At 71.4% G+C, this 22,538-nt stretch carries 23 protein-coding genes and 1 pseudogene; 16 read left to right on the top strand and 8 right to left on the bottom strand.

Annotation, left to right across the window (positions count from 1 at the left end):
- The first annotated feature begins 69 nt into the window (after nucleotides 1–69).
- From A7B18_RS07955 to A7B18_RS07945, 3 genes are all read left to right on the top strand, one after another.
- Nucleotides 70–561 (top strand): OmpH family outer membrane protein, encoded by a 492-nt coding sequence (locus tag A7B18_RS07955; protein ID WP_102126157.1) that lies wholly within the window; start codon nucleotides 70–72, stop codon nucleotides 559–561.
- Nucleotides 562–646: 85 nt separating this feature from the next.
- Nucleotides 647–1,123, top strand: coding sequence for an OmpH family outer membrane protein (locus tag A7B18_RS07950; RefSeq protein WP_102126156.1), 477 nt, complete (start codon nucleotides 647–649; stop codon nucleotides 1,121–1,123).
- Between the two features lie 64 nt (nucleotides 1,124–1,187).
- Nucleotides 1,188–1,598 (top strand): carboxymuconolactone decarboxylase family protein, encoded by a 411-nt coding sequence (locus A7B18_RS07945; RefSeq protein WP_102126155.1) that lies wholly within the window; start codon nucleotides 1,188–1,190, stop codon nucleotides 1,596–1,598.
- 21 nt (nucleotides 1,599–1,619) lie between these two features.
- On the opposite strand, the gene A7B18_RS07940 is transcribed toward A7B18_RS07945, so the two are convergent.
- Nucleotides 1,620–2,297 (bottom strand): hypothetical protein, encoded by a 678-nt coding sequence (locus A7B18_RS07940; protein ID WP_102126154.1) that lies wholly within the window; start codon nucleotides 2,295–2,297, stop codon nucleotides 1,620–1,622.
- A 269-nt stretch (nucleotides 2,298–2,566) separates the two neighbouring features.
- On the opposite strand from A7B18_RS07940, the gene A7B18_RS07935 reads away from it, so the two are divergent.
- The 4 genes from A7B18_RS07935 (at nucleotide 2,567) to mnmA (ending at nucleotide 6,342) form a co-directional block, all read left to right on the top strand.
- A complete protein-coding gene (locus A7B18_RS07935) occupies nucleotides 2,567–3,328 on the top strand; it encodes an electron transfer flavoprotein subunit beta/FixA family protein (protein ID WP_102126153.1) in 762 nt (253 codons plus the stop codon).
- Nucleotides 3,325–4,275, top strand: a complete 951-nt coding sequence (locus A7B18_RS07930) for an electron transfer flavoprotein subunit alpha/FixB family protein (RefSeq protein WP_102126152.1) — start codon at nucleotides 3,325–3,327, stop codon at nucleotides 4,273–4,275. Before A7B18_RS07935 ends, A7B18_RS07930 begins: the two co-directional genes overlap by 4 nt.
- A gap of 163 nt (nucleotides 4,276–4,438) precedes the next feature.
- Nucleotides 4,439–5,089 carry a phospholipase A2 gene (locus tag A7B18_RS07925; protein WP_102126151.1) on the top strand — a complete coding sequence of 217 codons (651 nt, stop codon included), beginning with the start codon at nucleotides 4,439–4,441 and terminating at the stop codon, nucleotides 5,087–5,089.
- Nucleotides 5,090–5,220: 131 nt separating this feature from the next.
- On the top strand, nucleotides 5,221–6,342 hold the full coding sequence (gene mnmA / locus A7B18_RS07920) for a tRNA 2-thiouridine(34) synthase MnmA (protein WP_102126150.1): 1,122 nt from the start codon (nucleotides 5,221–5,223) through the stop codon (nucleotides 6,340–6,342).
- Nucleotides 6,343–6,418: 76 nt separating this feature from the next.
- On the opposite strand, the gene A7B18_RS07915 is transcribed toward mnmA, so the two are convergent.
- The 3 genes from A7B18_RS07915 to A7B18_RS07905 are packed head-to-tail and all read right to left on the bottom strand — an operon-like array spanning nucleotide 6,419 to nucleotide 8,956.
- Nucleotides 6,419–7,309, bottom strand: a complete 891-nt coding sequence (locus A7B18_RS07915; RefSeq protein ID WP_102126149.1) for an NAD(P)-dependent oxidoreductase — start codon at nucleotides 7,307–7,309, stop codon at nucleotides 6,419–6,421.
- Entirely contained in the window at nucleotides 7,290–7,886 is a 597-nt protein-coding gene (locus A7B18_RS07910; protein WP_102126148.1) for a GNAT family N-acetyltransferase, read from the bottom strand. The genes A7B18_RS07915 and A7B18_RS07910 overlap by 20 nt, the downstream gene beginning before the upstream one ends.
- A gap of 5 nt (nucleotides 7,887–7,891) precedes the next feature.
- Nucleotides 7,892–8,956: a 3'(2'),5'-bisphosphate nucleotidase CysQ family protein gene (locus A7B18_RS07905; protein ID WP_102126147.1), complete on the bottom strand. Its 1,065-nt coding sequence runs from the start codon at nucleotides 8,954–8,956 to the stop codon at nucleotides 7,892–7,894.
- A gap of 216 nt (nucleotides 8,957–9,172) precedes the next feature.
- Here A7B18_RS07905 and A7B18_RS07900 point away from each other — a divergent pair, with 216 nt between their 5' ends.
- Together A7B18_RS07900 and A7B18_RS07895 are read left to right on the top strand one after the other, a co-directional pair.
- Nucleotides 9,173–9,871: a hypothetical protein gene (locus tag A7B18_RS07900; RefSeq protein ID WP_146009490.1), complete on the top strand. Its 699-nt coding sequence runs from the start codon at nucleotides 9,173–9,175 to the stop codon at nucleotides 9,869–9,871.
- Between the two features lie 83 nt (nucleotides 9,872–9,954).
- Complete coding sequence (locus A7B18_RS07895) at nucleotides 9,955–10,656, top strand: hypothetical protein (RefSeq protein WP_102126145.1); 702 nt, start codon at nucleotides 9,955–9,957, stop codon at nucleotides 10,654–10,656.
- Nucleotides 10,657–10,726: 70 nt separating this feature from the next.
- Here A7B18_RS07895 and A7B18_RS07890 read toward each other — a convergent pair whose 3' ends face one another.
- The 3 genes from A7B18_RS07890 to A7B18_RS21910 form a co-directional block, all read right to left on the bottom strand.
- Nucleotides 10,727–12,061 (bottom strand): MFS transporter, encoded by a 1,335-nt coding sequence (locus A7B18_RS07890; RefSeq protein ID WP_102126144.1) that lies wholly within the window; start codon nucleotides 12,059–12,061, stop codon nucleotides 10,727–10,729.
- Complete coding sequence (locus A7B18_RS07885) at nucleotides 12,046–12,600, bottom strand: TetR/AcrR family transcriptional regulator (RefSeq protein WP_102126143.1); 555 nt, start codon at nucleotides 12,598–12,600, stop codon at nucleotides 12,046–12,048. The genes A7B18_RS07890 and A7B18_RS07885 overlap by 16 nt, the downstream gene beginning before the upstream one ends.
- Nucleotides 12,601–12,685: 85 nt before the next feature.
- Nucleotides 12,686–13,330, bottom strand: a complete 645-nt coding sequence (locus tag A7B18_RS21910) for a hypothetical protein (protein ID WP_180970069.1) — start codon at nucleotides 13,328–13,330, stop codon at nucleotides 12,686–12,688.
- A gap of 308 nt (nucleotides 13,331–13,638) precedes the next feature.
- Here A7B18_RS21910 and A7B18_RS07875 point away from each other — a divergent pair, with 308 nt between their 5' ends.
- From A7B18_RS07875 to A7B18_RS07850, 6 genes are all read left to right on the top strand, one after another.
- Nucleotides 13,639–14,121 carry a GreA/GreB family elongation factor gene (locus tag A7B18_RS07875; protein ID WP_102126142.1) on the top strand — a complete coding sequence of 161 codons (483 nt, stop codon included), beginning with the start codon at nucleotides 13,639–13,641 and terminating at the stop codon, nucleotides 14,119–14,121.
- A gap of 256 nt (nucleotides 14,122–14,377) precedes the next feature.
- Complete coding sequence (gene aspS / locus A7B18_RS07870) at nucleotides 14,378–15,697, top strand: aspartate--tRNA(Asn) ligase (RefSeq protein WP_102126141.1); 1,320 nt, start codon at nucleotides 14,378–14,380, stop codon at nucleotides 15,695–15,697.
- Nucleotides 15,698–16,090: 393 nt separating this feature from the next.
- A complete protein-coding gene (gene upp / locus A7B18_RS07865; RefSeq protein ID WP_102126140.1) occupies nucleotides 16,091–16,714 on the top strand; it encodes a uracil phosphoribosyltransferase in 624 nt (207 codons plus the stop codon).
- Between the two features lie 412 nt (nucleotides 16,715–17,126).
- Nucleotides 17,127–18,278: an MraY family glycosyltransferase gene (locus A7B18_RS07860; protein WP_102126139.1), complete on the top strand. Its 1,152-nt coding sequence runs from the start codon at nucleotides 17,127–17,129 to the stop codon at nucleotides 18,276–18,278.
- Nucleotides 18,279–18,291: 13 nt separating this feature from the next.
- Nucleotides 18,292–19,461, top strand: coding sequence for a non-hydrolyzing UDP-N-acetylglucosamine 2-epimerase (gene wecB, locus A7B18_RS07855; RefSeq protein ID WP_102126245.1), 1,170 nt, complete (start codon nucleotides 18,292–18,294; stop codon nucleotides 19,459–19,461).
- Between the two features lie 36 nt (nucleotides 19,462–19,497).
- Nucleotides 19,498–20,475 (top strand): diacylglycerol/lipid kinase family protein, encoded by a 978-nt coding sequence (locus A7B18_RS07850; protein ID WP_102126138.1) that lies wholly within the window; start codon nucleotides 19,498–19,500, stop codon nucleotides 20,473–20,475.
- Between the two features lie 26 nt (nucleotides 20,476–20,501).
- Here A7B18_RS07850 and A7B18_RS07845 read toward each other — a convergent pair whose 3' ends face one another.
- On the bottom strand, nucleotides 20,502–21,212 hold the full coding sequence (locus A7B18_RS07845) for a tetratricopeptide repeat protein (RefSeq protein ID WP_102126137.1): 711 nt from the start codon (nucleotides 21,210–21,212) through the stop codon (nucleotides 20,502–20,504).
- 151 nt (nucleotides 21,213–21,363) lie between these two features.
- On the opposite strand from A7B18_RS07845, the pseudogene A7B18_RS07840 reads away from it, so the two are divergent.
- A pseudogene (locus A7B18_RS07840) lies at nucleotides 21,364–22,538 on the top strand (hypothetical protein); the annotation flags it as partial.

Genomic DNA, 22,538 nt, shown 5'->3' with positions numbered 1-22,538 from the left:
GATGCGAGGTGTGAGTGGACTGTGAAGAGCTTCATTCGGCTCAGAAAGGCCCGTGCTAGCTTGCCCGCCATGAAGATGAACGCCAAGGCGCTCGCCCCTCTCGCCGTCGTGGCCGCATTCGGCCTGGGCACCCTCGCCCCGCACGCCCAGACCACCCCGCAAAAGATCGGCTTCGTGGACGTGCAGCGCGTGCTGGCCGCCCACCCGAACGACAAGGACATCCAGACCATCCAGCAGCGGGCGAACACCGAACTCACCGCGCTCGAAAAGCAGATTCAGACCATCGACGCCAAGGGCGCGCAGGCCACCGCCGCCGAGAAGCAAAACCGCACCACCCGCGTCTCCACCCTTCAGGCCAAGGCCAAGTCCTACCAGGACCAGATGAAGCCCAAGACGGACGCCGTGGAAAAGGCCGTGGACGCCGCCGTGAACACCGCCGCCCGGGCGAACGGCTACAGCATCATCATGGACCGGGGCGTCGCCGCCCGCAGCGGTCTGGTGGTCTACGCCGACAACACCACCGACCTTACCGACGCGACCCTCAAGGCCCTCAAGCCCTGAGCGGCGCCGCCTGAGACGGCCCCCGCCTGAGCGCGGGGGTTTCTGGTTGAACCCCTTGCCCCCCACCGAGAGGAGCCCACTTCCGATGAAACCCCTTCTCCTCATCCTGCCCCTGGCCCTGATCGCCACCGTGCCGCACGCCGCGCAAACCCGCGCCCGGGTGGGCATCGTGGACGTGCAGCAGGTCGTCGCCGCCCTGCCCGGCAGCGCCGCGTACCTCAGCCTCACTAAGCGGGTCGACGCCGACCTGAGGGGCAAGCAGGCGAAGCTCCAGCAACTGATTTCCCGGGCGAACACCTCGCGCCGCCCCGCCGACATCCAGGCCGCCCAGAAGGCCCAGCGGGACTTCCTGAGCACCCAGCAGAGCCACCAGCAGCGGCTGAACACCGAATTCAGGCCCCTGGCGGGCCGGATCAACACCACCGTGGCGAACGTCGCCAAGGGCAGCGGCTTCACGGTGGTCCTCGACCGCCGCGTCGCCGCCCAGTCGAGTCTCGTCGTGTACGCCAACACCGCCACGACGGACCTCACCCCCGCCGTGCTCAGGGCGATCAAGAAGTGAGGTCTCTTCCCCGACAGGCCCGCGTCTCCGCACGTCCGGAACGGGGCCTGTTACGCTGCCGCCCATGACGGACGAGCGGCGGGACGAGGCGGAACGGGAAGAACACGGCTCGGCACGGGGGGCGATCTTCGGGGCGCAGGAGGAGCGCATCCTCGCCCGGCTCGCAGCCCTCGACCCCGACCTGATGGGCTACGTGCGCGACTTCGCCTACGACACGGTGTACGAGCGGCCCGGTCTCGATCTGAAAACCAAGGAGTTGGTCGCCTGTGCCCTGCTCGTCTCGCTGGGCAGCCCGACCGAGCTACGAACGCACCTGCGCGGCGCCCTGCGGGCCGGGGCCAGCGAGCGGGAGGTACGCGAGGCCCTCTTGCTGTGCGTTCCCTACCTGGGATTTCCGCGCGTGGTGGCGGCCTTCTCGCAGCTTCAGGCGCTGCTGGAGGCCGGACAGCAGAACACCCCCACCCGCGAGGGGTGAGGGTGCCGGGGGAGACGGGGCTCAGAAGGTGGTCTTGATGCCGATACGCGCCTTGAAGACGGTGCCGGGGCGCACGAAGAGGTTGTCGAACCCGCTGTAGCTGGGGTCGTTGGTGGCGATGGAGTCGCCGTTGGAGACGTTGATCGCCGACTTGAAGAACTGGTCGACCCCGAGGTCCCCGACGAGGCTCAGGTTCCCGGCGAGGGCGTAGTCCACCATCACCCCGGCGCCGATGCCGAACGCGTTGCTGGAGTAGGTGGTCGTGTCGCCCTCGAAGGAGGTGCTGCTGCGGAAGAGCCCGTAGCGCCCGCCCGCGTAGAGGGTCGCGCCCACGCCGGGGGTCAGTTCGCCCACGTCGTAGGTGCCGTCGAGGCTGAAGACGGTGTGGCTCCCCGACTCGGTGGCGCCGAAGGCATTCTTGAAGTCGCCGAAGGTCAGGTCGGCGTCCGTACCCGTGTTCGTGAAGGAGGCGTTGTCGTTCAGGGCGTCGCTGGGGCGCGTGAGGCTCGCCCCCACCTTCAGCCCGAAGGGCCCGGCGAGGTTGGGCGCGTGGACGAACGCCTCGCCGCTCAGGCCGTTGGCGTACCCGCCCGTCAGGCCGAGTTCGATCCCGCCGCCCGTGCTGAAACCGGCCCCGAGGGTTTGCGCGCCTGCCGTGGCGAGGCCCGCGCTGATCGTGAGTGCCAGAAGCTTCTTCATCTCGCCCGTAGCCTGACCGCCCAAGATGAGCGAGCGTCCTCATGTGTTTCGCGGCGACTTTAGGAACCGGACAGACACGCGTCAGGTCGGGGGAAGCCGCCGGGGGAGGGCTGTCCAGTCACGGGGAACGTGCGGGGCGGCGGGAGAATTCGGCCTTGGCGCACCCTCACGCCGCCTGCTAAACTTACACCCGGTTTAATTCTTGACGCTGCCGGAGCGAGCCGGGCCGAGGACGGCGGCGGCTCCAGGGATATTCTTACGGAGGCCCCATGAAGATTCTCACTTTGGTCAGGCAAGTGCCCGACGCGGAGGCCCGCGTCAAAATCAATGCCGGAAGCGTCGACCTGGAGGGCACGACCCTCGTTATCGACGGCATGGACGAGTACGGCGTGGAGGAAGCCCTGCGGCTGCGCGAGGGCGGCGCGAGCGTCGAGGAGATCGTGGCGCTGGCCGTCGGTCCCAAGCGGGTGGAAGACGCGCTGCGCACCGCCCTGGCGATGGGGGTGGACCGCGCCATCCACATCGAGACGGACGAAAAACTCGATCCCATCGCGCTGAGCCGGATCGTCGCGCAGGTGGCGCAGGCGGAGGGCGCGGGCCTGATCCTCGTCGGCGGGCAGGAGGCCGACTGGGACAGCCAGGCGCTCGGGGCCGCGACCGCCGAACGGCTCGGGTGGCCGCAGCTCACCTGGACGAACGAGCTGAGGGTGGAAGGCGACAGCCTCACGGGCCGCCACGATGTCGATGACGGCAACGAGAGCTTCCGCGCCTCCTTGCCCGCCGTCGTGACCACCCAGCAGGGGCTGAACGAGCCGCGTTACCCGACCCTGCCCAACATCATGAAGGCCAAGCGCAAGGAACTGCGCAAGGACAGCCTGGAGCAGTACGGCGTGCAGCCGACCGTCCGCGTGGTGAACGCCGAGATTCAGACGCGTGCCCGGCTGAACAAGATGATCGACGGCAAGGACCCGCAGACCGCCGCCGAGCAACTCCTCGACCTCCTGCGTAACGAAGCGAAGGTGCTGGCATGATCCTGATCGTCGCCGAACACGCGGGCGGCAAGCTCGCCAAGTCCACCCTGGAGATGGTCACCGCCGCCCGTGAGTCTGGGCGGGAGGGCCCCGTCACCGTCCTCGTCCTCGGCCAGGGGACCACGGAGATCGCCAACGCCGCCGCCGCCGTGGCCGATCAGGTCCTCGTGGCCGACCTGCCCTCGCTCGCCACCTACAACACCGAGCTGTGGGCCGCCGCGACCACCCAGATCGCGCAGGAGGGCGAGGCGCATACCGTCATCATCGGCGGGAGCCGCTCGGGCCGCGAGTACGCCCCCCGCGTCGCCGTGCGGCTCGACGCCCCCTACCTGGAAGACGCCATCCACCTGGCGAGCACGGGCGCGGCCCTTCAGGCGCAGCGGTACACCTACCTCGCCCGGGTGACCGAGACCGTCGAGGCCGAGGGCCCGGTCGTCGTCGTGAGCGTGAAGCCCGGCGCCTTCGCCCCCGCCGCCCCGCTGGCCGCCGCCGGGGAGCAGTACGACGTGGAACTCGACCTCCCCGCCCCGCGCGTCGAGGTGACGGGGCGCAGCGTCGAGAAGACGAGCCGTGTGGCGCTGACTGAGGCCGACGTGATCGTGACGGGCGGACGCGGGGTGGGCAACCCCGAGAACTTCAGCCTCTACGTGGAGGGGCTGGCCGACCGCCTGGGCGCGGGCGTGGGCGCGACCCGCGCGGTCGTGGACGCGGGCTGGCGGCCCTACGCCGAGCAGGTCGGGCAGACGGGCAAGACGGTGCAGCCCAAGGCGTACGTGGCGCTGGGGGTCAGCGGCGCCGTGCAACACCTCAGCGGCATGGGCAAGAGCCGGTACATCGTCGCCATCAACAAAGACGCCGAGGCCCCCATCTTCAAGGTCGCCGATTACGGCATCGTCGGGGACGTGAACCAGATCGTTCCCGCCCTGATCGAGGCCGCCCGGAAGTAATTCTTCCGCGCCCGCCGAGGCCGCCTGCCCCCCGTGGGTGGGCGGTTTTTCATGTTGACCGCGCCGCCCCCTATGTAGACTGTGCATGTCATTTCAGTACAGCGTGGGGACGGCCCGGGCGAGTTGATCCGGCGCCGTGTCCGCGGCCCTCCAGGAGACGCGCATGAAGCTCACCCCGTTCGCTGCCGCCGCCCTCGCCCTGACCCTCGCCGCCTGCGGGCAGACGCCCACGACCTCCACCTCTTCTGCCGCGCAGGGCACGCTGACTGCCAACTACGCCGCCCGGCCCGAGTTGCAAGACGAGCAGAGCCAGGCAATCCTCGCGCGGTACGGCAACGACCCCGGCCTGCTCGCCGCCCTCCAGGAGGCGTACGGGGAGCGGCCCGCCACCTTCGACCGCCCGCAGGCGCCGGTCCTGCGGGGGCTTGACCTCGCCAGCGACCGCCTGGCGTATATCAAGGGCGTCGCGTGGGGCACGGTCACTGGGTACAACAGCCAGTACGGCGCCTATGCGGGCACCGCGCTGCCCTATTCCGGCCTCGACTGGACGCGCGACGGGTGCAGCGCCCCCGACGGGCTGGGCCTGGGTTACCGCGAGGACTTCCGGCCCGCGTGCAACGTCCACGACTTCGGCTACCGCAACCTCAAGGTCTACGAACGCACCTCCGCCAACCGCCTCGCCACCGACGACGCCTTCTACGCCAACATGAAGACCATCTGCGCCGCGAAGAGCTGGTACGCCCGCCCGGCGTGCTACAGCGCCGCCTACGCCTACTACGAGGGCGTGCGGCTGGGAGGAGTCGGCAGCTTCTGACTTCTGACGATTGCGAGCGAGGGGAGCGCGGGAGAGAGGTCGAGGTCCCGCCCTCCTCGCCTTCCCCACTGACCGCTAACCACTTCCCACTCACGGTTCTCCCCCCCTCCACCTGCTAAGCTCCCCGCCGTATGACGGGCGAGCGCGTGCTGTGTGCGATGTCGGGCGGGGTGGACTCCAGCGTCTCGGCGGCGCTTCTCAGGGACGCGGGCTACCAGGTCGTCGGCGCGATGATGCGCTTCTGGCCGGACGACAAGCGGGAGGCGACCTTCGACACCTGCTGCTCGCCGGACGCGGCCTACGAGGCGCGGCGGGTGGCCGAGCAGGTCGGGGTGCCCTTCTACCTCCTCGACTACCGCGAGCAGTTCCAGCGGCATATCGCCCTGCCCTTCATCGAGGAGTACGCGCGGGGCCGCACGCCCAACCCCTGCGTGAACTGCAACACCAAGGTCAAGTTCGACGAGCTGGTGCGCAAGGCGAAGATGCTGGGCTGCCGCTACGTGGCGACCGGGCACTACGTCAAGCGGGTGGAGAGAGAAAACGGCGGCGTGGAGTTCCACCGGGGCGACGACCCCCGCAAGGACCAGACGTATTTCCTGTGGGGCACGCCGCGTGACGCCCTGCCTTACATCCTCTTTCCGGTCGGGGAGCTGGAAAAGCCGCGCGTGCGCGAGATCGCCGAGGAGCGCGGCCTCCTGACCGCCCGCAAGCCCGAGAGCCAGAACATCTGCTTCGTGCCGGGAAAGGTGCAGGACTACGTGGCCGAACAGTTGCCGCAGTCCCAGGGATACATCCGCGAGATCAAGACCGGTGAGGTCGTCGGCGAGCACCTCGGCACCCAGTTCTACACGTTGGGGCAGAAGAAGGGCCTGGGCCTGTACCGGTCGCACCGCGTCCGCCACGTCGTCCACCTCGATCCGGGCACGAACACCGTCTGGGTGGGCGACCACGAGGACTGCCTCTGGAACGGTCTGAGGGCCGAGGGCGCGAACTACCTCCTCGACCTCGCCGACTTGCCGCGTGAGGTCGAGGTGCAGGTGCGCTACCGGACGAAGCCGGTGCGGGCGACGGTGGTGCACGCCGACGAACACGGCTTCGAGCTGCGGTTCGGGGAGCCCCAGTTCGCGGTCGCGCCGGGGCAGAGTGCGGTGCTGTACGCCGGGACACGGCTGCTCGGCGGCGGGCTGATCGCGGACCACGAGCGGGCGTTGCCGGTGGTGGCGGACGGGCAGCGGGTCGCCGTCCTGTCTTGAAGCCCTGAAAGCTCGACCGCCAGTGCGACAAGCTCAAGTACGGGCGGCCCTGTTTTCAAGGATGGGTGACTGGACCTCAGTACGCCTGCCCCGCTTCCACCCGCCCCTCCGGCTCGCGCCCCGCCGTCATCTCCGAGAGGAAGGCGCGCGTGTACTCGGCCCCCCGCGCGACGAGGTCGGCGGTCGTGCTGGCGATGTGCGGCGTGATGATGACATTCTCCTGAGCCCAGAGAGGATGCCCCTCCGGCAGCGGCTCGGGGTCGGTCACGTCGAGCACGGCACCGCCGAGGTGGCCGGAAGTCAGCGCGGCGAGGAGGGCGTCCGTGTCGATCAGGTTGCCGCGCCCCTGGTTGCTGATCCACGCGCCGGGCCCCAGGCGGGCGAGCACCTCCGCATTCACGATGCCCTTCGTCTCCGGGGTGCTGGGCAGGAGGAGGACCACCCAGTCGGCCTCGGAGAGCGCCGCGTCGCGTTCGTCTTCCGGAGTGCGCGAGCGAATGCCGGTCACCCGCGCCCCGAACGGCGTCAGCAACTCTTCCAGAATCTTCCCGATGTGCCCGTAGCCCCAGATCACGACCTGCTTGCCGTCCAGCGTGCCCAGGTCCATCGTCGTCTCCCAGCGCCCCGCCCGCTGAGCGTCCCGGAAGCGGTGCAGGCCGCGGGCGGCGGTGAGCATCCCGGCGGCGGTGTGGACGGCGACGGCGCGGTCGTGCAGGCGGTGGGCGTTGTAGAGGGTGACTCCCGGCGGCAGCTCTCGCGTCACATGCTCGATCCCCGCCGTGAGGGTGAGGACCCAGCGCAACCCGGGCCGCCCCAGCAACTCGCGGCGCAGCCCCGGGGAGGCGAACCACAGGACCAGGCCGTCGGCATTCCCCGGCGGGGCCTCGTCGCGCGAGAAGAAGCCCAGCTCCACCCCCTCCACCCGCAACTCGCGGAACTCAGACAGGTCAGGCACCAGCACGCGCATTCAGCCACTCTCCTCTCGTGATCTCCATGTGAACGTCGGTGCGGGTGGGATTCGACGTGCGCCCGACCTCGCGGAAGCCGCAGGCGAGAAAGGCCCGCTGGGCGCGGCGGTTGTGCCCGAAGGTGGTCAGGCGCACCCGGGCGAGCGGCACGGGCCTCGCCCGCCCCCGCTGTCCCACGTCCTGATCCCCGGCGAAGGCCCAGGCGAGGAGCGCCGTGACCGCCTCGCGCCCGTAGCCCCGGCCCCACAGCGAGCGCACCCCGATCATCACCCCCAGGGTGGCGACGGTCGGGGTCGTGGGCGGCGGGGGGCGCAGGTCGTACAGCTCCGCGCTGCCGATGAGGTCGCCCGTCTCACCCAGCACCCCGAAGCCCGCGCGCTCGCCCGTGGCCTCCTCCTCCAGCATCACCCGGCGAAAGAGCCACTCGGGAAGCCGAATCGGCTTGGCGTCGTTCCAGTCGGCGAGTTCGCGGTCGCGGAAGAAGCGGTAGAGGGTGCTCCACTCGGCGGGGGTGAACTCGGGTACCGGCTTGAGGGTGACGCGGCCCCACCCGATGCCCGTGCCCTCCGACTCCATGCGCGTCAGTCTACCCTCCCCGCCCCCACGGGCGCCGTCCCGAGGGTCCCCGGTGCGAGGGTGCCCAGCGCCCGCGTCACGTCCCGGGTCAGCCGCTCGAGGTGAAAGGCGTCCCCCTCCGCCCGCTCGACCGCGCCCCCCTCACCCACCACGATCAGCGCGAGCGGGCGACCCCCCGCGTGCCGCACGAAGACGCCGGGGTGCCCGGCCAGCGCCGCCCGGTCCTCTTCCCTCAGCACGGCCCAGGCCGGGTCCGCGTCCGTCAGCCCGAGGTGGGCGGTGGGGAGCTCGCGCGCGGCGAGTTCCGCCTCCAGCCACTCCAGGGCGTCTTGCCGTCCTCCCAGCAGCCCCTGCTCGACGTGGGGCCGGGCGAGGTTGTAGCGGATGGGCCGTCCGTCGCGGCGCCGCACCTCCCCGCCCGCCGCGCGCACGAGGGCGTGCCCCGCCGCGATGTCCCACTCGCTGCGCGGGCTCATCGTGAAGGTCACGTCCGCCTCGCCTCCCGCTATCCGCGCGAGCTTCAGGGCGATGGACCCGCTCGGCACCATCCCGGGCAGCGTGTGGCGGTGCAGCTCCCGCCGGAACTCAGTGTCCGACACGCTGACGACGTACGCGCTCCGGTCGCTGAAGCCCACGGGCACGCTGTTCTTCGTCACGCCGCCGCCCACGACCCCGGCGAAGAGTTCGTCCGTCGCGGGCGCGTACACCGCGCCGAGCACGGGCTCACCCCCCACCGCCAGGCCGATGCTGACGGCGAAGTCGGGGCTGCCCGTCGTGAACTCCTTCGTGCCGTCGATGGGGTCCACGATCCACACGCGCCCCAGGCCGAGCCGCGCGGGGCTGTCGGCGGCCTCCTCGCTCAGCAGGCCGTCGTCCGGGAAGGCGGCGCGCAGCCCCCGCAGGATCAGATCGGACGCCTCGCGGTCGGCGGCGGTCACCGGGTCGTCGGCGCCCGTCTTGTGCTCGACGGTCAGGCCCCGCCGCAGGTGCGCCCGGAGCAACTCCCCCGCCTCCAGGGCGAGACGGGTGGCGACGTGGAGTTCGGCGGACAGGAGGGCGGGCGCGCTCATGCGCCGAGGATAGAGCCCTGCGCACCCGGGAGGCGGGCCCCATCCGCCCCGGCGCGCGTGGGCCAGCCCCACTGCCTGCCCACCGGAGGTTGGAAGGCCCTCATAGGGCGGCAGAATTGTAAAGGATGAAGATTTTTTGAGCAGCGTGAGCCCATGATCAACGGCTGCTCACGCCGCGCGGTCGGTAGCCTGAGTCATTCCAACAAAGGAGGAACGATGTTGAAACAAGCTACTCTTGCCGGTGTTCTGGCCCTTGGACTTGGATTGGTGGCCTGCGGGCCGAGTCAGACCAAGGTTGATCCCCCGCCCAGCGGCACCTACCCCTATAACCCCGCCCCGAGCCTGGAGGAGTCCACCGATACGCGCGTGCCCTACCTGGGCGACTGGGCCTTTGTGGTGCGGCTGCCCGACGGCTCCGAGCGCCTGGGCGTCGTCAGCATCAAGGACCGCGGAGCACCGACGGACCGGGCCAAAAACGGCGGAGTCGGCCTAGGGTACCTCTGCCGGGACGACACCTGTGCCGTCCAGTACGACGCGAGCTACGGGGTCATCAACACCTACACCGGGAACGGCGCGGCCCAGCTCGGCGCCGTGTACGTCGATCAGAACAGCACCACCAAGCCGCCGACGAATCGGCTCGCCATCATCGACAGCGACTCCAAGGTGAGCCTCAACGCCCAGAACAACCCCGTGATCGCCGGGCCGGGGACGTGGGTGGAGGTCACGGGGCAGCCCGGGCAGACGGTGAGGGCGGCCTTCGTGCAGATGGACAGCACGCCGGGCGACGACATCTTCGGTGTGCCCCGGACCGCCGCCTTCGCGCAGGCCCGCGAGGCGGCGGCGGCGGTCACCGTCCAGCAGGTCAGCCCCCAGTCGCTCCTTCGTCTGCCGACGGTGGTGCCCACCCAGAGGTGAGGCCGGGCCGGGCCGCCGTGAACATCCGTTGATCATGGCCGGTCGGGCTTACTCTGGGCCATCCCAACACAGGAGGAAACAACGTGAAACGACTGATTGTTGCAGGTGCCCTGATCCTCGGTCTCGCGGCGTGTAACCAGAACAACGCAGGAGGCGGTGACGGCGGCGGCGGCGGCGGCGGGGGGGGTGGAGGCGGCGGTGGGAGCACCACCTACCCCTACAACCCCGACGCCTCGGCCACGGAGTCGAGCGACACGCGCATCCCGTACCGCGGCGACTGGGTGTGGACGGCCAAGCTGCCCGACAACTCCTACACCTCGGGTGTGCTGGTGATCTCCGAGCGCGGGGAGTCGGCGGCGACGGCCAAGAACGGCGGGTCGGGCCAGAACGCCCCGTGTGCGGACGCGAACTGCTCGAGCATCAACGTGAATGCCTTTGACTTCGGCCTGCTCTACACGCAGGTCGCCAGCTCCGGCCCCCAACTGGTGGCCCTGCTGGGTGACCCTGCCAGTGAGGCCAACCGGGTGGAGATGATCGACACCGACGGCAAAGTCTCGACCAACGCGCAGGGCCGGGCCGTGCTTTCCGGCGCCGGGAAGGCGGGCACGCAGGCCGCCCGGGTCGCCTTCGTGCAGATCAACGCCGACGCGAACGTGGGGGGCCGGATCGACGCCGTGGTCACCCCCGAGCTTCTCGCCGAGGCGAAGGCCGCCGCCGATGCGGTCGCGTCCCAGAGCCTTCAGGCCCTCCCGTCGAGCTTCGACGGCAAGTCCATGTTGAAGTAAGCCCAGACCCGGCGGCGGCCCCTCTGCGACCCAGGGGGGCCGCCGCTGCGTTTGGGTGCGGTCTCCGCCCTCAGCCTCCCCCGCGCCCCCCGGTCTGCCGCATGGGCGGGGGCAGCCCCGGGGACCCGTCCCGGGTCGCGTCCGCCGCCGTCCCCTCCAGCCGCAGCAGGGCCGGGGAGAGGAAGCCCGCCAGGCTCGCCAGCGCGGAGAGCACCCCGGCGGCCACGAACAGCCCCCGCACGCCGAGCCACTCGCCCAGCGGTGCGGCCAGCGCCAACCCGACGGGCCCGGCCAGCCCCATCACCGTGGAGAGCAGCGACAGCGCCCGCCCCTGAAGCTGATTCGGAATCACGGTCTGGAGCACGGCGGTCATGGGCGCGTTGCCGAAGCTGAAGGTCACGCCGCTCACCACCCACCAGACGACCGCGAGCCAGAAGGCGTCTCCCGGGGCGAGGGCCGTGAGGGCGACCGCGAGGCACGACAGGGCGAAGGCCACGAGCACGGTCGCCACCCGCCGCCGCGGAGCGAGGACGGCGACGGCGAGCCCGCCCGCGATCATCCCGACGCCCGACAGCCCCTCCATCAGGGCGACCTGCCCCGCCCCGCCCCCGAAGTGCTCCTTGACGAGCAGCGGGGTCAGCGTGAAGGTCGGCATGATCACGAGCACGACCGCCGCCATCACCCCGTAGAGCTGCCGCAGCCCGGGGTGGCGCCACACCAGCCGCACCCCCTCCCGGAACTCGGCCCAGACGCCCGCGCGCTCCTCCCGCGCGAGTCGCCGTTGCGGCACCCGGAAGACGAGCAGCGGGAGGATGCCGAGGAGGGCCGTCACCACGTCGATGCCCAGCGCCGCGCCCAGCGGCAGGGCGCCGATGGCGAGGGCGCCCAGCGGCGCGGCGGCCACCGTCATGATCCCCTGGAGGGTCTGGTTCAGGCCCGCCGCCCGGGGCAGAAAGCTGGCCGGAACGAGCATCGCCGTGCTCGCCGCCGCCGCCGGGCCCTGGAACGCCTGCATCGAGGAGCGAATGAACATCATCGTGTAGACGTGCCACAGCTCGACCCGCCCCGTGGCGAAAAGGGCAATCAGCACGAGCATACACAGGGCACTCACCGTGTCCGCCGCGATCATGATCACTCGGCGGCTGTAGCGGTCGGCGAAGGTGCCTCCCAGCGGTCCGAGGAGGGCCTGCGGGAGCAGCGCCGCCATCCCCGCCGTCGCCAGCGCCCCCACGCTGCCCGTCGTGTCGGTGATCCACCACAGCAGCACGAACTGGGTCATCGCCGAGCCCGTCAGGCTCAGGGCCTGCCCGGTGAAGATCGCCCAGTAGCGCCGCTGCCACCCCGGCCCGGGGTCGAGGTGCCCGGGCGGGGCGGGGGAGGGGCCGCCGCTCACGTCCGCGTCCATGCCAGCAGCTCCTCTCTCAGCGCGGCCCGCCGCCCCGGGCCCAGGTCCGGCAGCCCGGTCAGCGGCCCCAGGCTCAGCGCGTCGCAGGCGAGGCGGACCGCGTGCGCCCGCGCCCCCGGCAGGCCGTCTGCCTCCGCCTCTGCCAGCACGAAGGCCTGCGCCTCCCGCAGCCGGTCGATCAATTCGGGGTGCCCCGCCAGCGGCGCGAGCGCGGCGATCAGGGCGTCCTCCCCCGCCTGGGGCGTGAAGCTCACCTCGATGTACGCGCGCAGCCACGCTCCCGGCCTCTCCCCGTGGGCCGCCACCTCCCGCGCCCGCGCCGCCTCCACGCACGCCCGGAAGCGCTCGATGAGTTCCAGCGCCAGCGCCGAGAGCAGCGCCTCCCGGCTGGGGTAGTGGTGGAGTACCCCCCCCTTGCTCCCCCCCGCCTCGCGCGCCACCGCGTCCAGCGACAGCGCCGCCCCCTGCCGCGAGAGCACCCTCCCCGCCGCCTCCAGCAGCGCCGCGCGGGTAAGTTCGGGATTCCGGGTCCGGGTCATGGAGAGAGCATACCGTCTGGACGGTCGGTAGAGGTGAGCAAAAACGAGGGGACGGGTTGGGGCTGCCGTCCCCGTTCGGGGCGCGTTACTCGCCTTCGGTCGTGCCGGGCAGGGGCCGGGTGCGGGGGGGGCCGCCGTCGATGCCGCCCGAGCCGCCCACGCGGGGGCCCTTGGTCTCGCCGCCCGCGTCCTGGCTGGGGTCGGCGAGACGGGTGGTGCCCTCCGGGTTGTCGGCGGTGAGCACGCTGAAGTCGGAGAAGCTGCCGGGCGTGCCGTCGTCGAAGGAGGGCTCGTCGTTGACGTTGTTCGGCGTGAAGTCGACCCCGTAGGCCACCGCGTTGTCGAGCATCTCGGTGCGGATCGAGGGGTCGATGCCGTCGTCGTAGGCGACGCCCGCACCCGCGAGCGCGTCGCTGCCGCCGCTGTCACGCTTCCCACCCGTGATGTCCCCCGAGCGCGGGAAGTCTTCCTCGGTCTCGGCCACGTCGCGGATCAGATCCGCGTTCGACTGGGTGTCCTGGTTGGCGGGGTCGTCGTCCTCCGGGAGCGAGTAGTCCATCGTCTCCGCGCCCGTCACGCTGACGCCGCCGACGGGGCGCAGCTCGGCGTCGCTCGGCTCGCAGTCGTCCCGGTCGAGGTCTTCGCCGGTCACGGTGGCGTCGTCGTCCAGCCGGGCATCCAGCTCGGGGTCGAGGTCGGTGGTGGGGTCGCGGTCGGTGGGGTCGGTCATGGGTCTCCTCCTCAAACGGGCTCCCTGTGCCGGGGGCGCCGTGTCCTCCCGAATTAGAGCGGGGGGGACCGGGCCCGCCGATGAGGACTCCTGCAACGTTCGTTGGCCCACGCCTGATCTCGGGGGGCCCGGGCCTGGCCGCCCCGCTTCGTAAAGTGGCCTTGGGCAATTTCTTCCCAGGGGGCGCACCCGCGGCGGGTCAGATTGGACCCGGCAGTGACGCAGACGGCGCCCCACCGCTTTCGGCGGGGTCAGCCGCGTTCGCCTCCCTTCCCGCTTCGGGGAAGGGCCACCCACAGGAGGGGCACATGGCAGAAGAGATTCCCATGACGGCGGAGGGCTACCGGCGCCTGGAAGAGACGTTGCAAAAAGAGCGCGAGCGCCGCGAGGCCGCCACCGAGACCATCGCGGCCCTGCGTGACGACACGAGCGACATCGAGGACCGCAACCTGGAAGCCTCCCAGATCGACCTCTCCAGCATGGACGCCCGCATCTTCGAGCTGGAGGACATCCTCTCCCGCGCCGTGGTCGTCGAGGCCCTGCCGGGGGAAGAGGGCCGGGTGGGCTTGGGCTCGGTGGTCGTGTTGCAGGGGGGGGAGCACGGGCGTGAGATGCAGGTCCAGCTCGTGAGCCCCGTGGAGGTGACGGCCCTCACGGAGGGCGTGACCCAGGTCAGCGAGGACAGCCCGGTCGGCAAGGCGCTGATGGGCCGCGAGGTCGGCGAGTCCTTCGAGGTGGAGGTCGGAGAGAGGCACGTCCGCTACACCGTGAAGAGCGTCGGCCCGGGTTGAGGGCGTGGTGCGGGGCACCCCGGCCCTGCCTAGCCGCCCGCGTTGACCGCCGCACGGTGCCCCCGCTACACTTCCCGGCATGACCGCGGCCCACGCGAACACTGTGCCGGTGAACAACGTGAACGACGATCCCCGCTAGGGGACGCCTTCGCCGCCGCGCCCCCGACTTCCCCCGGAGTCGGGGCCTTTTTTTGAAGCGCAAAGCGCAGCTTCCTGAGGCACCGCCCACCCCGCCCCGTTCAAAGGAGCCCCGACCGTGACCACCGAACCCGCCGTCCACCTCCAGCGCACCCTCACCCGCGAACTGCCCGGGCATGAGGGCCAGACCGTGAAACTGCAAGGCTTCCTGCACGCCCGCCGCGACCTGGGGGGCGTGCAATTCCTGGTCCTGCGCGACCGGAGCGGCGTGGCCCAGTGCGTCGGCAGCGGCCTGACCCTGCCCCTCCCGGAGAGCAGCATCGAGGTCGTCGGCAAGGTGAGGGCCCACCCCAAGGCCCCCGGGGGCTACGAGGTGCAGGTCGAGAGCCTGCGTGTGCTGACCGCCGCCGTCGAGCCGCCCCCCGTCGAGATTCCCAAGATGGAGTGGAACGTCAACCCCGAGACGATGCTCGACTACCGGGTCGTCACCGTGCGGGGGCTCAAGGAGCGCGCGGCCCTGAGGGTCCAGGCCGAACTCGTGGCGGCCTTCCGCGACCACCTCTCGACCGAGAGCTTCACCGAGATCAGCACGCCCAAGATCGTCTCGGCGGGGGCGGAGGGCGGGGCGAACCTCTTTCCCATCGACTACTTCGGCAGGGAAGCGTACCTCGCCCAGAGCCCGCAGCTCTACAAGCAGATCATGGTGGGCGTCTTCGAGCGCGTCTTCGAGGTGGCGCCCGTCTACCGCGCCGAGGAGCACGCCACGTCCCGCCACCTCAACGAGTACCTCAGCCTCGACGTGGAGATGGGCTTCATCGAGTCGGAAGAGGACGTGATGGACCTGGAGACCCGCCTCCTCGGGGCGATCATGACCCGGCTGAGGGAGCGGGCCGAGGCGGAGTTCGGGCTCCTCGGCGCGACCATCCCTGACGTGCCCGCCCGCATCCCCCGCATCACGCTGCTGGACGCCCGGCAACTCGTGCAGGAGAAGTACGGCCACGCGGTCGGCGGCAAGGACCTCGACCCCGAGGGCGAGCGCCTGCTCAGCCAGCACTACGCGGAGACGGAGGGCACCGACTTCGTGTTCGTGACGAAGTACCCGCGCGCCGCCCGGCCCTTTTACGCGCACCCCGAGCTGAACGCGGACGGCACCGTCAACCCGGAGATCACCCGAGGCTTCGACCTCCTTTTCCGGGGCATCGAGATCACCTCGGGCGGGCAGCGCATCCACGACCACGCGATGCTGATGGACTCCATCGCCGCCTATAAGCTGAGCCCCGAGTCCCTGGCAGGCTACACCGAGGTCTTCAAGTACGGGATGCCCCCCCACGGCGGCTTCGCCATCGGGGCCGAGCGGCTCACCGCCAAGCTGCTGGGGATCGCCAACGTGCGCTATGCCCGCGCCTTCCCGCGCGACCGGCACCGGCTGACGCCCTGAGGCGACGCCCGCCCGACCTGTCGGTGGACAGAACACCGGAGCAAGGGCACATGGTGGACACGAGAGGTCCGAGCCGTGCTCAAACCGCGTAGGCCAACTTCCCACCGCCTTCGTGCCCATGCCTCGTCAAAGCACAGGCGCATTCGTCCCCGGTGACCTCCCGCTTCCATCCGTGCCGCTCTTCGGTCGCGCCCTCGTCTTCAGCGTCCGGGTGCGAGGGTGTTCACCTCCAGGGGATCGGGGGTGGCAGAAGTTTTCCCTACGGCTCCAACAGCATCGTCCCGTCCCGGCTGACCTGCTGCACCGGCCCTCTGCACCGGGAGGTGGCCCGACCTCCCGCGGGTCTCCCGGTGGTTGTTCGCCCTCACGGCCCTCCCGGGTATGGTGTGAACCATGCTCACGGTCGTGACCCACCCCCTGATCCAGCACAAGCTCTCCCTGATGCGCAGCGTCGAGACGGGCGTCAAGGAGTTTCGCGAACTCGCCGCCGAGGTCTCCATGCTCCTCGCGTACGAGGCGATGCGTGACCTGGAGCTCAGCCCCACCCACCTCACGACCCCGCTTGAGGAGGGCAACTTTCCGATGCTCAGCGGCAAGAAGCTCGCCCTCGTCGCCATCTTGCGCGCGGGGCTGGTGATGACGGACGGCATCCTCAATCTGGTGCCCGCCGCGAAAGTCGGTCATATCGGCCTGTACCGCGACCCCCTGACCCTCAAGCCCGTCGCCTACTACAACAAGCTTCCTGCCGACATCGCCGAGCGCCGGGTCTTCCTGACCGACCCCATGCTCGCCACGGGCGGGAGCGCGAGCGCCGCCATCCAGTTTCTCAAGGACGCGGGCGCCCAGACCATCGGGCTGATGTGCATCCTCGCCGCGCCGGAGGGCGTGGCCGTGATCGAGGCCGAGCACCCCGACGTGGAGATCGTGGTGGCCGCCGTGGACGAGCGGCTCAACGACCACGGCTACATCGTGCCGGGGCTGGGGGACGCGGGGGACAGGATTTACGGGACGAAGTGAGGGGGAGGCAGAAGGCGGGGGCGATCCCGGCTGGCCCAGGCTGTGATCTCGACTGGGTTGAGAATGGCTGTGCCGGAACGAGGAAGCGTGGAGTTTCTGCCGACGAGCGGTCTGGGCGCTGCTGACCCTCTCCCCTCGCGGGAGAGGGCGTTGCGAAGCAACGGGTGAGGGGGCGTGTGACCCACGAACCGCTCCATCAAGGTCACCAGCCGCAGGACCATTGGTCAAGAGAAAAGCCTGGGCGAAGGCGCCCCCGGTTGGCCTTCGCTTTCTCCTTTGACCTTCCGCCCTGGCCTCCCCTCACTCCTACCTTCTCACGAGGTCTGACGGCTGAGGTTGTCCCAACCCCGTCCACATCCCACTTTTGTCCATCGCGTCCCCTCACCCATTGCCTTTAGACTCCGGTCAGCTTATGGACTCCCTGAAGGCGCTCGCGGCGCAATTCGGTATCGCGGACCTGTTCGGGCGCGGTTTTCTCAGCGTGCTTCTCACCTTCCTGACCGCCTGGGTCTTCACCTGGCGCTTTATCCCGGGGGTGCGCGACTTCGCCCTCCAGGTGGGGTGGGCCGACCAGCCCAACGCGCGGCGGCTGAACAAGGAGCCCCTGCCCAATGCGGGTGGCCTCGCCATCTTCGCGGGGTTTCTGCTGAGCGTGGTCGTCGCCTGGGCGCTGCGGCCCATCGTGATCGAGCAGGTCAACATCCAGGTGCTCGCCATCCTGCTCGGCGGCACGGTGCTCGTCCTGGTGGGCTTCATCGACGACCAGTACGGGTTGACGCCCGCCTTCCGGCTGGGAGTGCAGGCTCTGGCGGCGCTCCTCCTGATCGTGAACGGGCTGCGCATCGACGTGGGCGCGCTCCCCTTCCTGCCCACGCTGCCCGCCGCCCTCAACGAGCCGCTGAGCTTCGTCGTCACGCTGCTGTGGGTGGTCGGTCTGACGAACGCCGTGAACCTGATGGACGGGGTGGACGGGGTGGTGGGCGGCGTGGGCTTCGTCGTGAGCATGGTGCTGCTCGCCACGGCGGCGCAGTTCGCGGACCGGGCGGCGGCGGTTGTGCTCCTCGCCGGGCTGGCGGGGGCAGCCCTCGGGTACCTGCGGCACAACTTCAACCCCAGCCGGATCATCATGGGGGACGCGGGGGCGTACCTCTTCGGCTACACGCTCGCCGCCGTCAGCCTGCTCGGCACCCTCAAGGTGAGCGCGGGGGCCAGCCTGCTCGTGCCGCTGCTCGTGCTCGCGCTGCCCCTCTTCGACACCACCCAGGTCGTGATCGGGCGGCTGGCGCGCGGCATCCGCAATCCGCTCGGGCACCCCGACAAGACGCACATCCACCACCGGGTCCTCGCCCGCACGGCCAGCGCGCGGCGCACGGCGGTCATCCTGTGGGGCGTGGCTCTCGCGTGCGGGGTGCTGGGGATGCTCGCGCAGGGGATGCGGCTCCCGGTGATCCTGGCGACCGTCCTGGTGATCTTGCTGTGCCTGTGGTTCGTCACCTACCGCCGGGTGCGCGCCCACGGGGAGGAGGTGGGGGGCCTGCCCTCCTCCCCCGGTAGAAGCGGCTGATAACGTGACGCAGATGATTGGTCCGTCCTCCGAAGCCGCCCTCCCGACGAACGACAAACGCATCGTCCTCGCCTTCGGCACCCGGCCCGAGGCGACGAAGATGGCCCCGGTGTACGCCGCCCTCGCGCGCCAGCCCGGCCTCACGCCCCTGATCCTCTCCACCGGGCAGCAGCGCCAGATGCTCGACGAGGCCCTCGCCGTCTTCGGCCTGACCCCCGACGAGGACTTGAACGTCATGACCGACCGCCAGACCCTGGCGGGGCTCACCGGACGCATCGTGCCGCAGGCCGGGCAGAAGCTGCGCGAGATGGGGGCGGACATGGTGCTCGTCCACGGGGACACGACGACCTCCTTCTGCGTGACCCTGAGCGCCTTTTACGAGGGCATCCCGGTCGGGCACGTCGAGGCGGGGCTGCGGTCGGGCAACATGCAGGAACCCTTCCCCGAGGAGGCCAACCGCCGCCTGACCGGGGTGCTCTCCACCCTCGACTTCGCGCCCACGCCCGGCAGCCGCGCCAACCTGCTCCGGGAGGGCAAGGACCCCGGCGGCGTCTTCGTGACCGGGCAGACCGCCGTGGACGCCGTGCGCGAGGTGGCGGGCCGGGTGCCCTTGAAACCCGAGTGGCGGGAGCGGCTGGGCGCCGGGCAGAGGCTGGTGACGGTCACGATGCACCGCCGCGAGAACCTGCCGGTGATGGCACAGATGGCGCGGGCATTGGCGGACGTTGCGAGGGCCTCCCCCAATTGCCACTTCGTCTACCCGGTCCACCTCAACCCTGCCGTGCAGGAGGCCGTGCGCCCCGCGCTGGGCGGCCTGCCCAACTTCGAGCTGACCGATCCTCTCGACTACGCGAACATGGCGCCCCTGATGGCAGCCTCGGCCCTGCTCGTCACCGACTCGGGCGGCTTGCAGGAGGAGGGGGCGGCGCTCGGCGTGCCCGTGGCGGTGCTGCGCAACGTGACCGAGCGGCCCGAGGGGCTGGAGGCGGGGGTGCTGCGGCTCGCCGGGAACGACCCGGCCACCATCCGCGAGGTGATCGGCGGCCTGCTGGGCGACGAGGCGGAGCTGGCCTGGATGCGGGCGGCGCGCAATCCCTACGGGGACGGGCAGGCGTCGGGGCGCATCGCGCGGGCGGTCGCGTGGCACTTCGGCTTGGCCGGGAAACCGGACGACTGGCAGTAAGGGAGGAGAAACGGGGGCGGCGTATCCTCTTCCCACGTGACCCAGCCTGATCCCCCCCGGCGCCTCGCCGTCGTCCTCAACCCCACCGCCGGGCGTGGCCTCGCCGCGCGGGAGTGGCCCCGGCTGGAGGCGGAGTTGCGCCGCCGCGAACGGTCTTACGACCTCATCACGGAGGCGAGCGGCGCGGCGGCCCTGGAGCGGGTCTGCGCCCTCCCCCCCGACATGGCGGTGCTGGCGGTGGGGGGAGACGGCACGGTGACGGCGCTGCTCCCCGCCGTGGTAGACGAGACGGGGCAGGGAAGAGGCCGCCCCCTAGGGCTGGTGCCGCTGGGCACGGGAAACGACTTCGCGGGGATGCTTGGGCTGAGGCCGGGGGACTTCGCGGGAGCGCTGAGCCGCCTGGCGCTCCTGCCGCGCCGGGTGGACGCGCTGCGGGTGCGCATCGTGGAGGGGGACCTTGCGGGCACGTCCCGCCTCCTGCTCAACGGGCTGGGTATGGGCCTCGACGCCGAGGTCGCCGCGCTGCTCCCGCAGGCGCCCGCCCGCCTCTCGGGCTTCGGGCGCTACGCCTGGGCGGCCCTGACCGCGCTGCGGGGCCTGACCCTGACCCCCGTGACCGTGGAGGTGGACGGCGCGGTCATGTACCGCGGGCCGAGCTGCCTCGCCGCCGTCATGAACGGCACGCGCTACGGGGCGGGGTTCCGGGTCAGCCCGCTCTCCGACCCGGAAGACGGCCTCCTGAACGCGGTGGCGAGCGGTCCGGTCACCCGCCCCCAGGTGCTCGGCCTGATGGGGCTGCTGCTGCGGGGCCGCCACCTCGGGCACCCGCGGGTCCACCACGCCGCCGGACGCCGGGTGACGGTGACCTGGGCGCGACCCACCCACCTTCACCTCGACGGGGACCTCGCCGGGCGGGTGACGCGGGTGGAGGTGGAGGTGCTGCCGGGGGCGGTCACGCTGCTGGGGGGAGCCGTCGGCGGTGAGCAAAAGACGGGGCGCCCCGGCCTGAGCTGAGGCGCCTTGTGCTGAGGGCGGAGAGCTTACTGCAACGAGGCCAGCCGCGCCTTCGCCTCCTCCAGGTCGCGCTTTTCCCAGTAGGTCTCGGCGGGGAGGGTGACGGCCTTCTGAAGCTGGGCGGCGGCCCCGGCCTTGTTGCCCCCGAGGAGCAGGGCGTTGGCGTACTCGATGCGGTGGACGGCCACATTGGGCTCCAGCGCGATGGCCTTCTCGAAGTTGGGCGTGATCTGGTTGGCACGCGCCCCCGTCACGAAGGTCGCGGCCCGCCCCTTGGAGACGAGGTTGGCGTGCCACAACCCCAGCGCGACGTAGGCGCCCGCCATGTTGGGCCGCAGCCGGATCGCCTGGTCGAGGTTTTTCCGCATGTCCCCCGCCAGGTTGAGGCTGTTGAGAATCCCGCTGTACTGGGCGAGGCGGCCCTGGGCGCGGGCGAGTTCGAAGTAGGCGTCGGCGTTGTTCTTGTCGAGCGCGATGGCCTGCCGGGCGTAGCCCTGCGCCTTCTCGAAGAGGGCCTTTTTCTGGCTGTCGGGGCTCAGGCCCGCCCCGGCGGTCGTGGCCTCGGCGGCGAGGGCGAACCCGGCGCTGGTGTTCAGGGCGGCGGCGCTGCTGGCGGCCTCCTGCCACTTGCCCTGGTCGAACAGCGCCTGCGCGGCGGGCTGGCTCTGGGCACCCGCCGTCACGGCGGCGGCGAGGACGAGGGTGACGAGGGCGGGGCGGGTGAGGGCATGACGCATGGGGTTCTCCTGGGTCCGGGGTGGGAATTGTGAAGACTGGACCGAGTATACACAGGGCCGCGCGGGGCCGCTGACGACGGCATCAGGAACGGGCGGGCCCCCACAGAGCTGGGCCCAGCCGGGCGGGGCGGGGTGGTAGCCTCCGCTCACCTTGACCGCTCCCGAGCCCGGCTTCGACTGGAAGGCCGCCCTCGCCGACCTGCGCGCCCACCTGCCTCCCGGAAGGGGCGAGGCGGGCCGGGAGGTGCGCGGCAGCCTGCGCTGGCTGGAGGCCGAGATGCGCTCGCGCGGCGCGAACGGGCCCAGCGTGCGCAACATCGTCTACCGCGACGTGGGCACCCCGGCGGACAAGGCCTCCCTGCGCGCCATTCTCGAAGGGCTCGCGCGGGAGGCGGGGCGGCCCCTCGACCTCGTCCGCGGGCCCCTTCCCCCCGTGCCCCCCCCGCTCCCCGACGAGCTGGAGCTGCTGGGTCGCCCCAAGAAGCGCGCCTACAAGCAGTTCCTGGCGGGCGTCCGGGCGGGCCGCGCCCCCCGGTTGATCGTGACGGGCCGCGCCGGGGCGGGCAAGACGATCCTGCTCGACCACCTGGAGCGGGCGTTGCGGGGGCTGGAGGCGGGGCGGGTTGTCCGGCTCAACCTGCGGGGCGACGTGTCCGCCGAGGGAACCTTGCCGCTCGCCCCCTCCGGCACGTCCTTCTCGGCGTGGGCGCAGGCGCAGTCGGACGCGGCCTGCGCCGTGCTGCCCATCGCGCCCGGCGTGCTCCTCGCGCGGGTGACGGCGGACCTCTCGTTTGCGGGCGGTCCTCCCCGGGCCCCGGACGGTTCGCCCCTGTCCCCCGCCGCCTGGGCCGCCGAACACCTGTTGCGCCGCGCCCCTCCCGGCGTGGCCGTGCTCCTCGCGCTGGAGGACGGGGCCGGGCTGCCGCCGGACGTGGCGGAGGTCATCGAGCTGCGCCCCCCCACCCCTGCCGAGGCCCGCGCGTACCTGATGGCCCGGCTGGGCATTCCCCGCGAGCAGGCCGACGTGCTGGTGCGCGAGACCGGGCGGCACCTCGACCGACTGGCCCTGCTCGCGGGATCGGGAGCGGGGGAGACGGCCCTGGGGCGCCTCCTCGCCGACCCGGACGCGCGGCGGCTGGCGGCGGCCCTGGCGGCGCTGGAGGTGGGGCCGGACGAGGTTGTTTCCGAGGCCGCCCTCGCCGCCGCGCTCGGCACGCCCGTCCCCGCCCTCCCCCCGCACGCCCGCGCCCTGGTGCGGGAGGGGAACGCGGGCTGGGCGCCCCTCCCCCCGTTGCGCGCCGCCCTGGGACACGTCCCCGCCCGGGA

The organism is Deinococcus planocerae (assembly GCF_002869765.1).
Lineage (GTDB): Bacteria > Deinococcota > Deinococci > Deinococcales > Deinococcaceae > Deinococcus > Deinococcus planocerae.
Note: the sequence above shows the minus strand (reverse complement) of the source record. Positions and strands in the feature narration are given on the sequence as shown.

Excerpts from the sequence above, each read along its gene's own strand:
- A7B18_RS07955 (WP_102126157.1), top strand. The coding sequence starts at position 70 with ATGAAGATGAACGCCAAGGCGCTCGCCCCTCTCGCCGTCGTGGCCGCA.
- A7B18_RS07950 (WP_102126156.1), top strand. The coding sequence starts at position 647 with ATGAAACCCCTTCTCCTCATCCTGCCCCTGGCCCTGATCGCCACCGTG.
- A7B18_RS07945 (WP_102126155.1), top strand. The coding sequence starts at position 1,188 with ATGACGGACGAGCGGCGGGACGAGGCGGAACGGGAAGAACACGGCTCG.
- A7B18_RS07940 (WP_102126154.1), bottom strand. The coding sequence starts at position 2,297 with ATGAAGAAGCTTCTGGCACTCACGATCAGCGCGGGCCTCGCCACGGCA.
- A7B18_RS07935 (WP_102126153.1), top strand. The coding sequence starts at position 2,567 with ATGAAGATTCTCACTTTGGTCAGGCAAGTGCCCGACGCGGAGGCCCGC.
- A7B18_RS07930 (WP_102126152.1), top strand. The coding sequence starts at position 3,325 with ATGATCCTGATCGTCGCCGAACACGCGGGCGGCAAGCTCGCCAAGTCC.
- A7B18_RS07925 (WP_102126151.1), top strand. The coding sequence starts at position 4,439 with ATGAAGCTCACCCCGTTCGCTGCCGCCGCCCTCGCCCTGACCCTCGCC.
- mnmA (WP_102126150.1), top strand. The coding sequence starts at position 5,221 with ATGACGGGCGAGCGCGTGCTGTGTGCGATGTCGGGCGGGGTGGACTCC.
- A7B18_RS07915 (WP_102126149.1), bottom strand. The coding sequence starts at position 7,309 with ATGCGCGTGCTGGTGCCTGACCTGTCTGAGTTCCGCGAGTTGCGGGTG.
- A7B18_RS07910 (WP_102126148.1), bottom strand. The coding sequence starts at position 7,886 with ATGGAGTCGGAGGGCACGGGCATCGGGTGGGGCCGCGTCACCCTCAAG.
- A7B18_RS07905 (WP_102126147.1), bottom strand. The coding sequence starts at position 8,956 with ATGAGCGCGCCCGCCCTCCTGTCCGCCGAACTCCACGTCGCCACCCGT.
- A7B18_RS07900 (WP_146009490.1), top strand. The coding sequence starts at position 9,173 with ATGTTGAAACAAGCTACTCTTGCCGGTGTTCTGGCCCTTGGACTTGGA.
- A7B18_RS07890 (WP_102126144.1), bottom strand. The coding sequence starts at position 12,061 with ATGGACGCGGACGTGAGCGGCGGCCCCTCCCCCGCCCCGCCCGGGCAC.
- A7B18_RS07885 (WP_102126143.1), bottom strand. The coding sequence starts at position 12,600 with ATGACCCGGACCCGGAATCCCGAACTTACCCGCGCGGCGCTGCTGGAG.
- A7B18_RS21910 (WP_180970069.1), bottom strand. The coding sequence starts at position 13,330 with ATGACCGACCCCACCGACCGCGACCCCACCACCGACCTCGACCCCGAG.
- A7B18_RS07875 (WP_102126142.1), top strand. The coding sequence starts at position 13,639 with ATGGCAGAAGAGATTCCCATGACGGCGGAGGGCTACCGGCGCCTGGAA.
- upp (WP_102126140.1), top strand. The coding sequence starts at position 16,091 with ATGCTCACGGTCGTGACCCACCCCCTGATCCAGCACAAGCTCTCCCTG.
- A7B18_RS07860 (WP_102126139.1), top strand. The coding sequence starts at position 17,127 with ATGGACTCCCTGAAGGCGCTCGCGGCGCAATTCGGTATCGCGGACCTG.
- wecB (WP_102126245.1), top strand. The coding sequence starts at position 18,292 with ATGATTGGTCCGTCCTCCGAAGCCGCCCTCCCGACGAACGACAAACGC.
- A7B18_RS07845 (WP_102126137.1), bottom strand. The coding sequence starts at position 21,212 with ATGCGTCATGCCCTCACCCGCCCCGCCCTCGTCACCCTCGTCCTCGCC.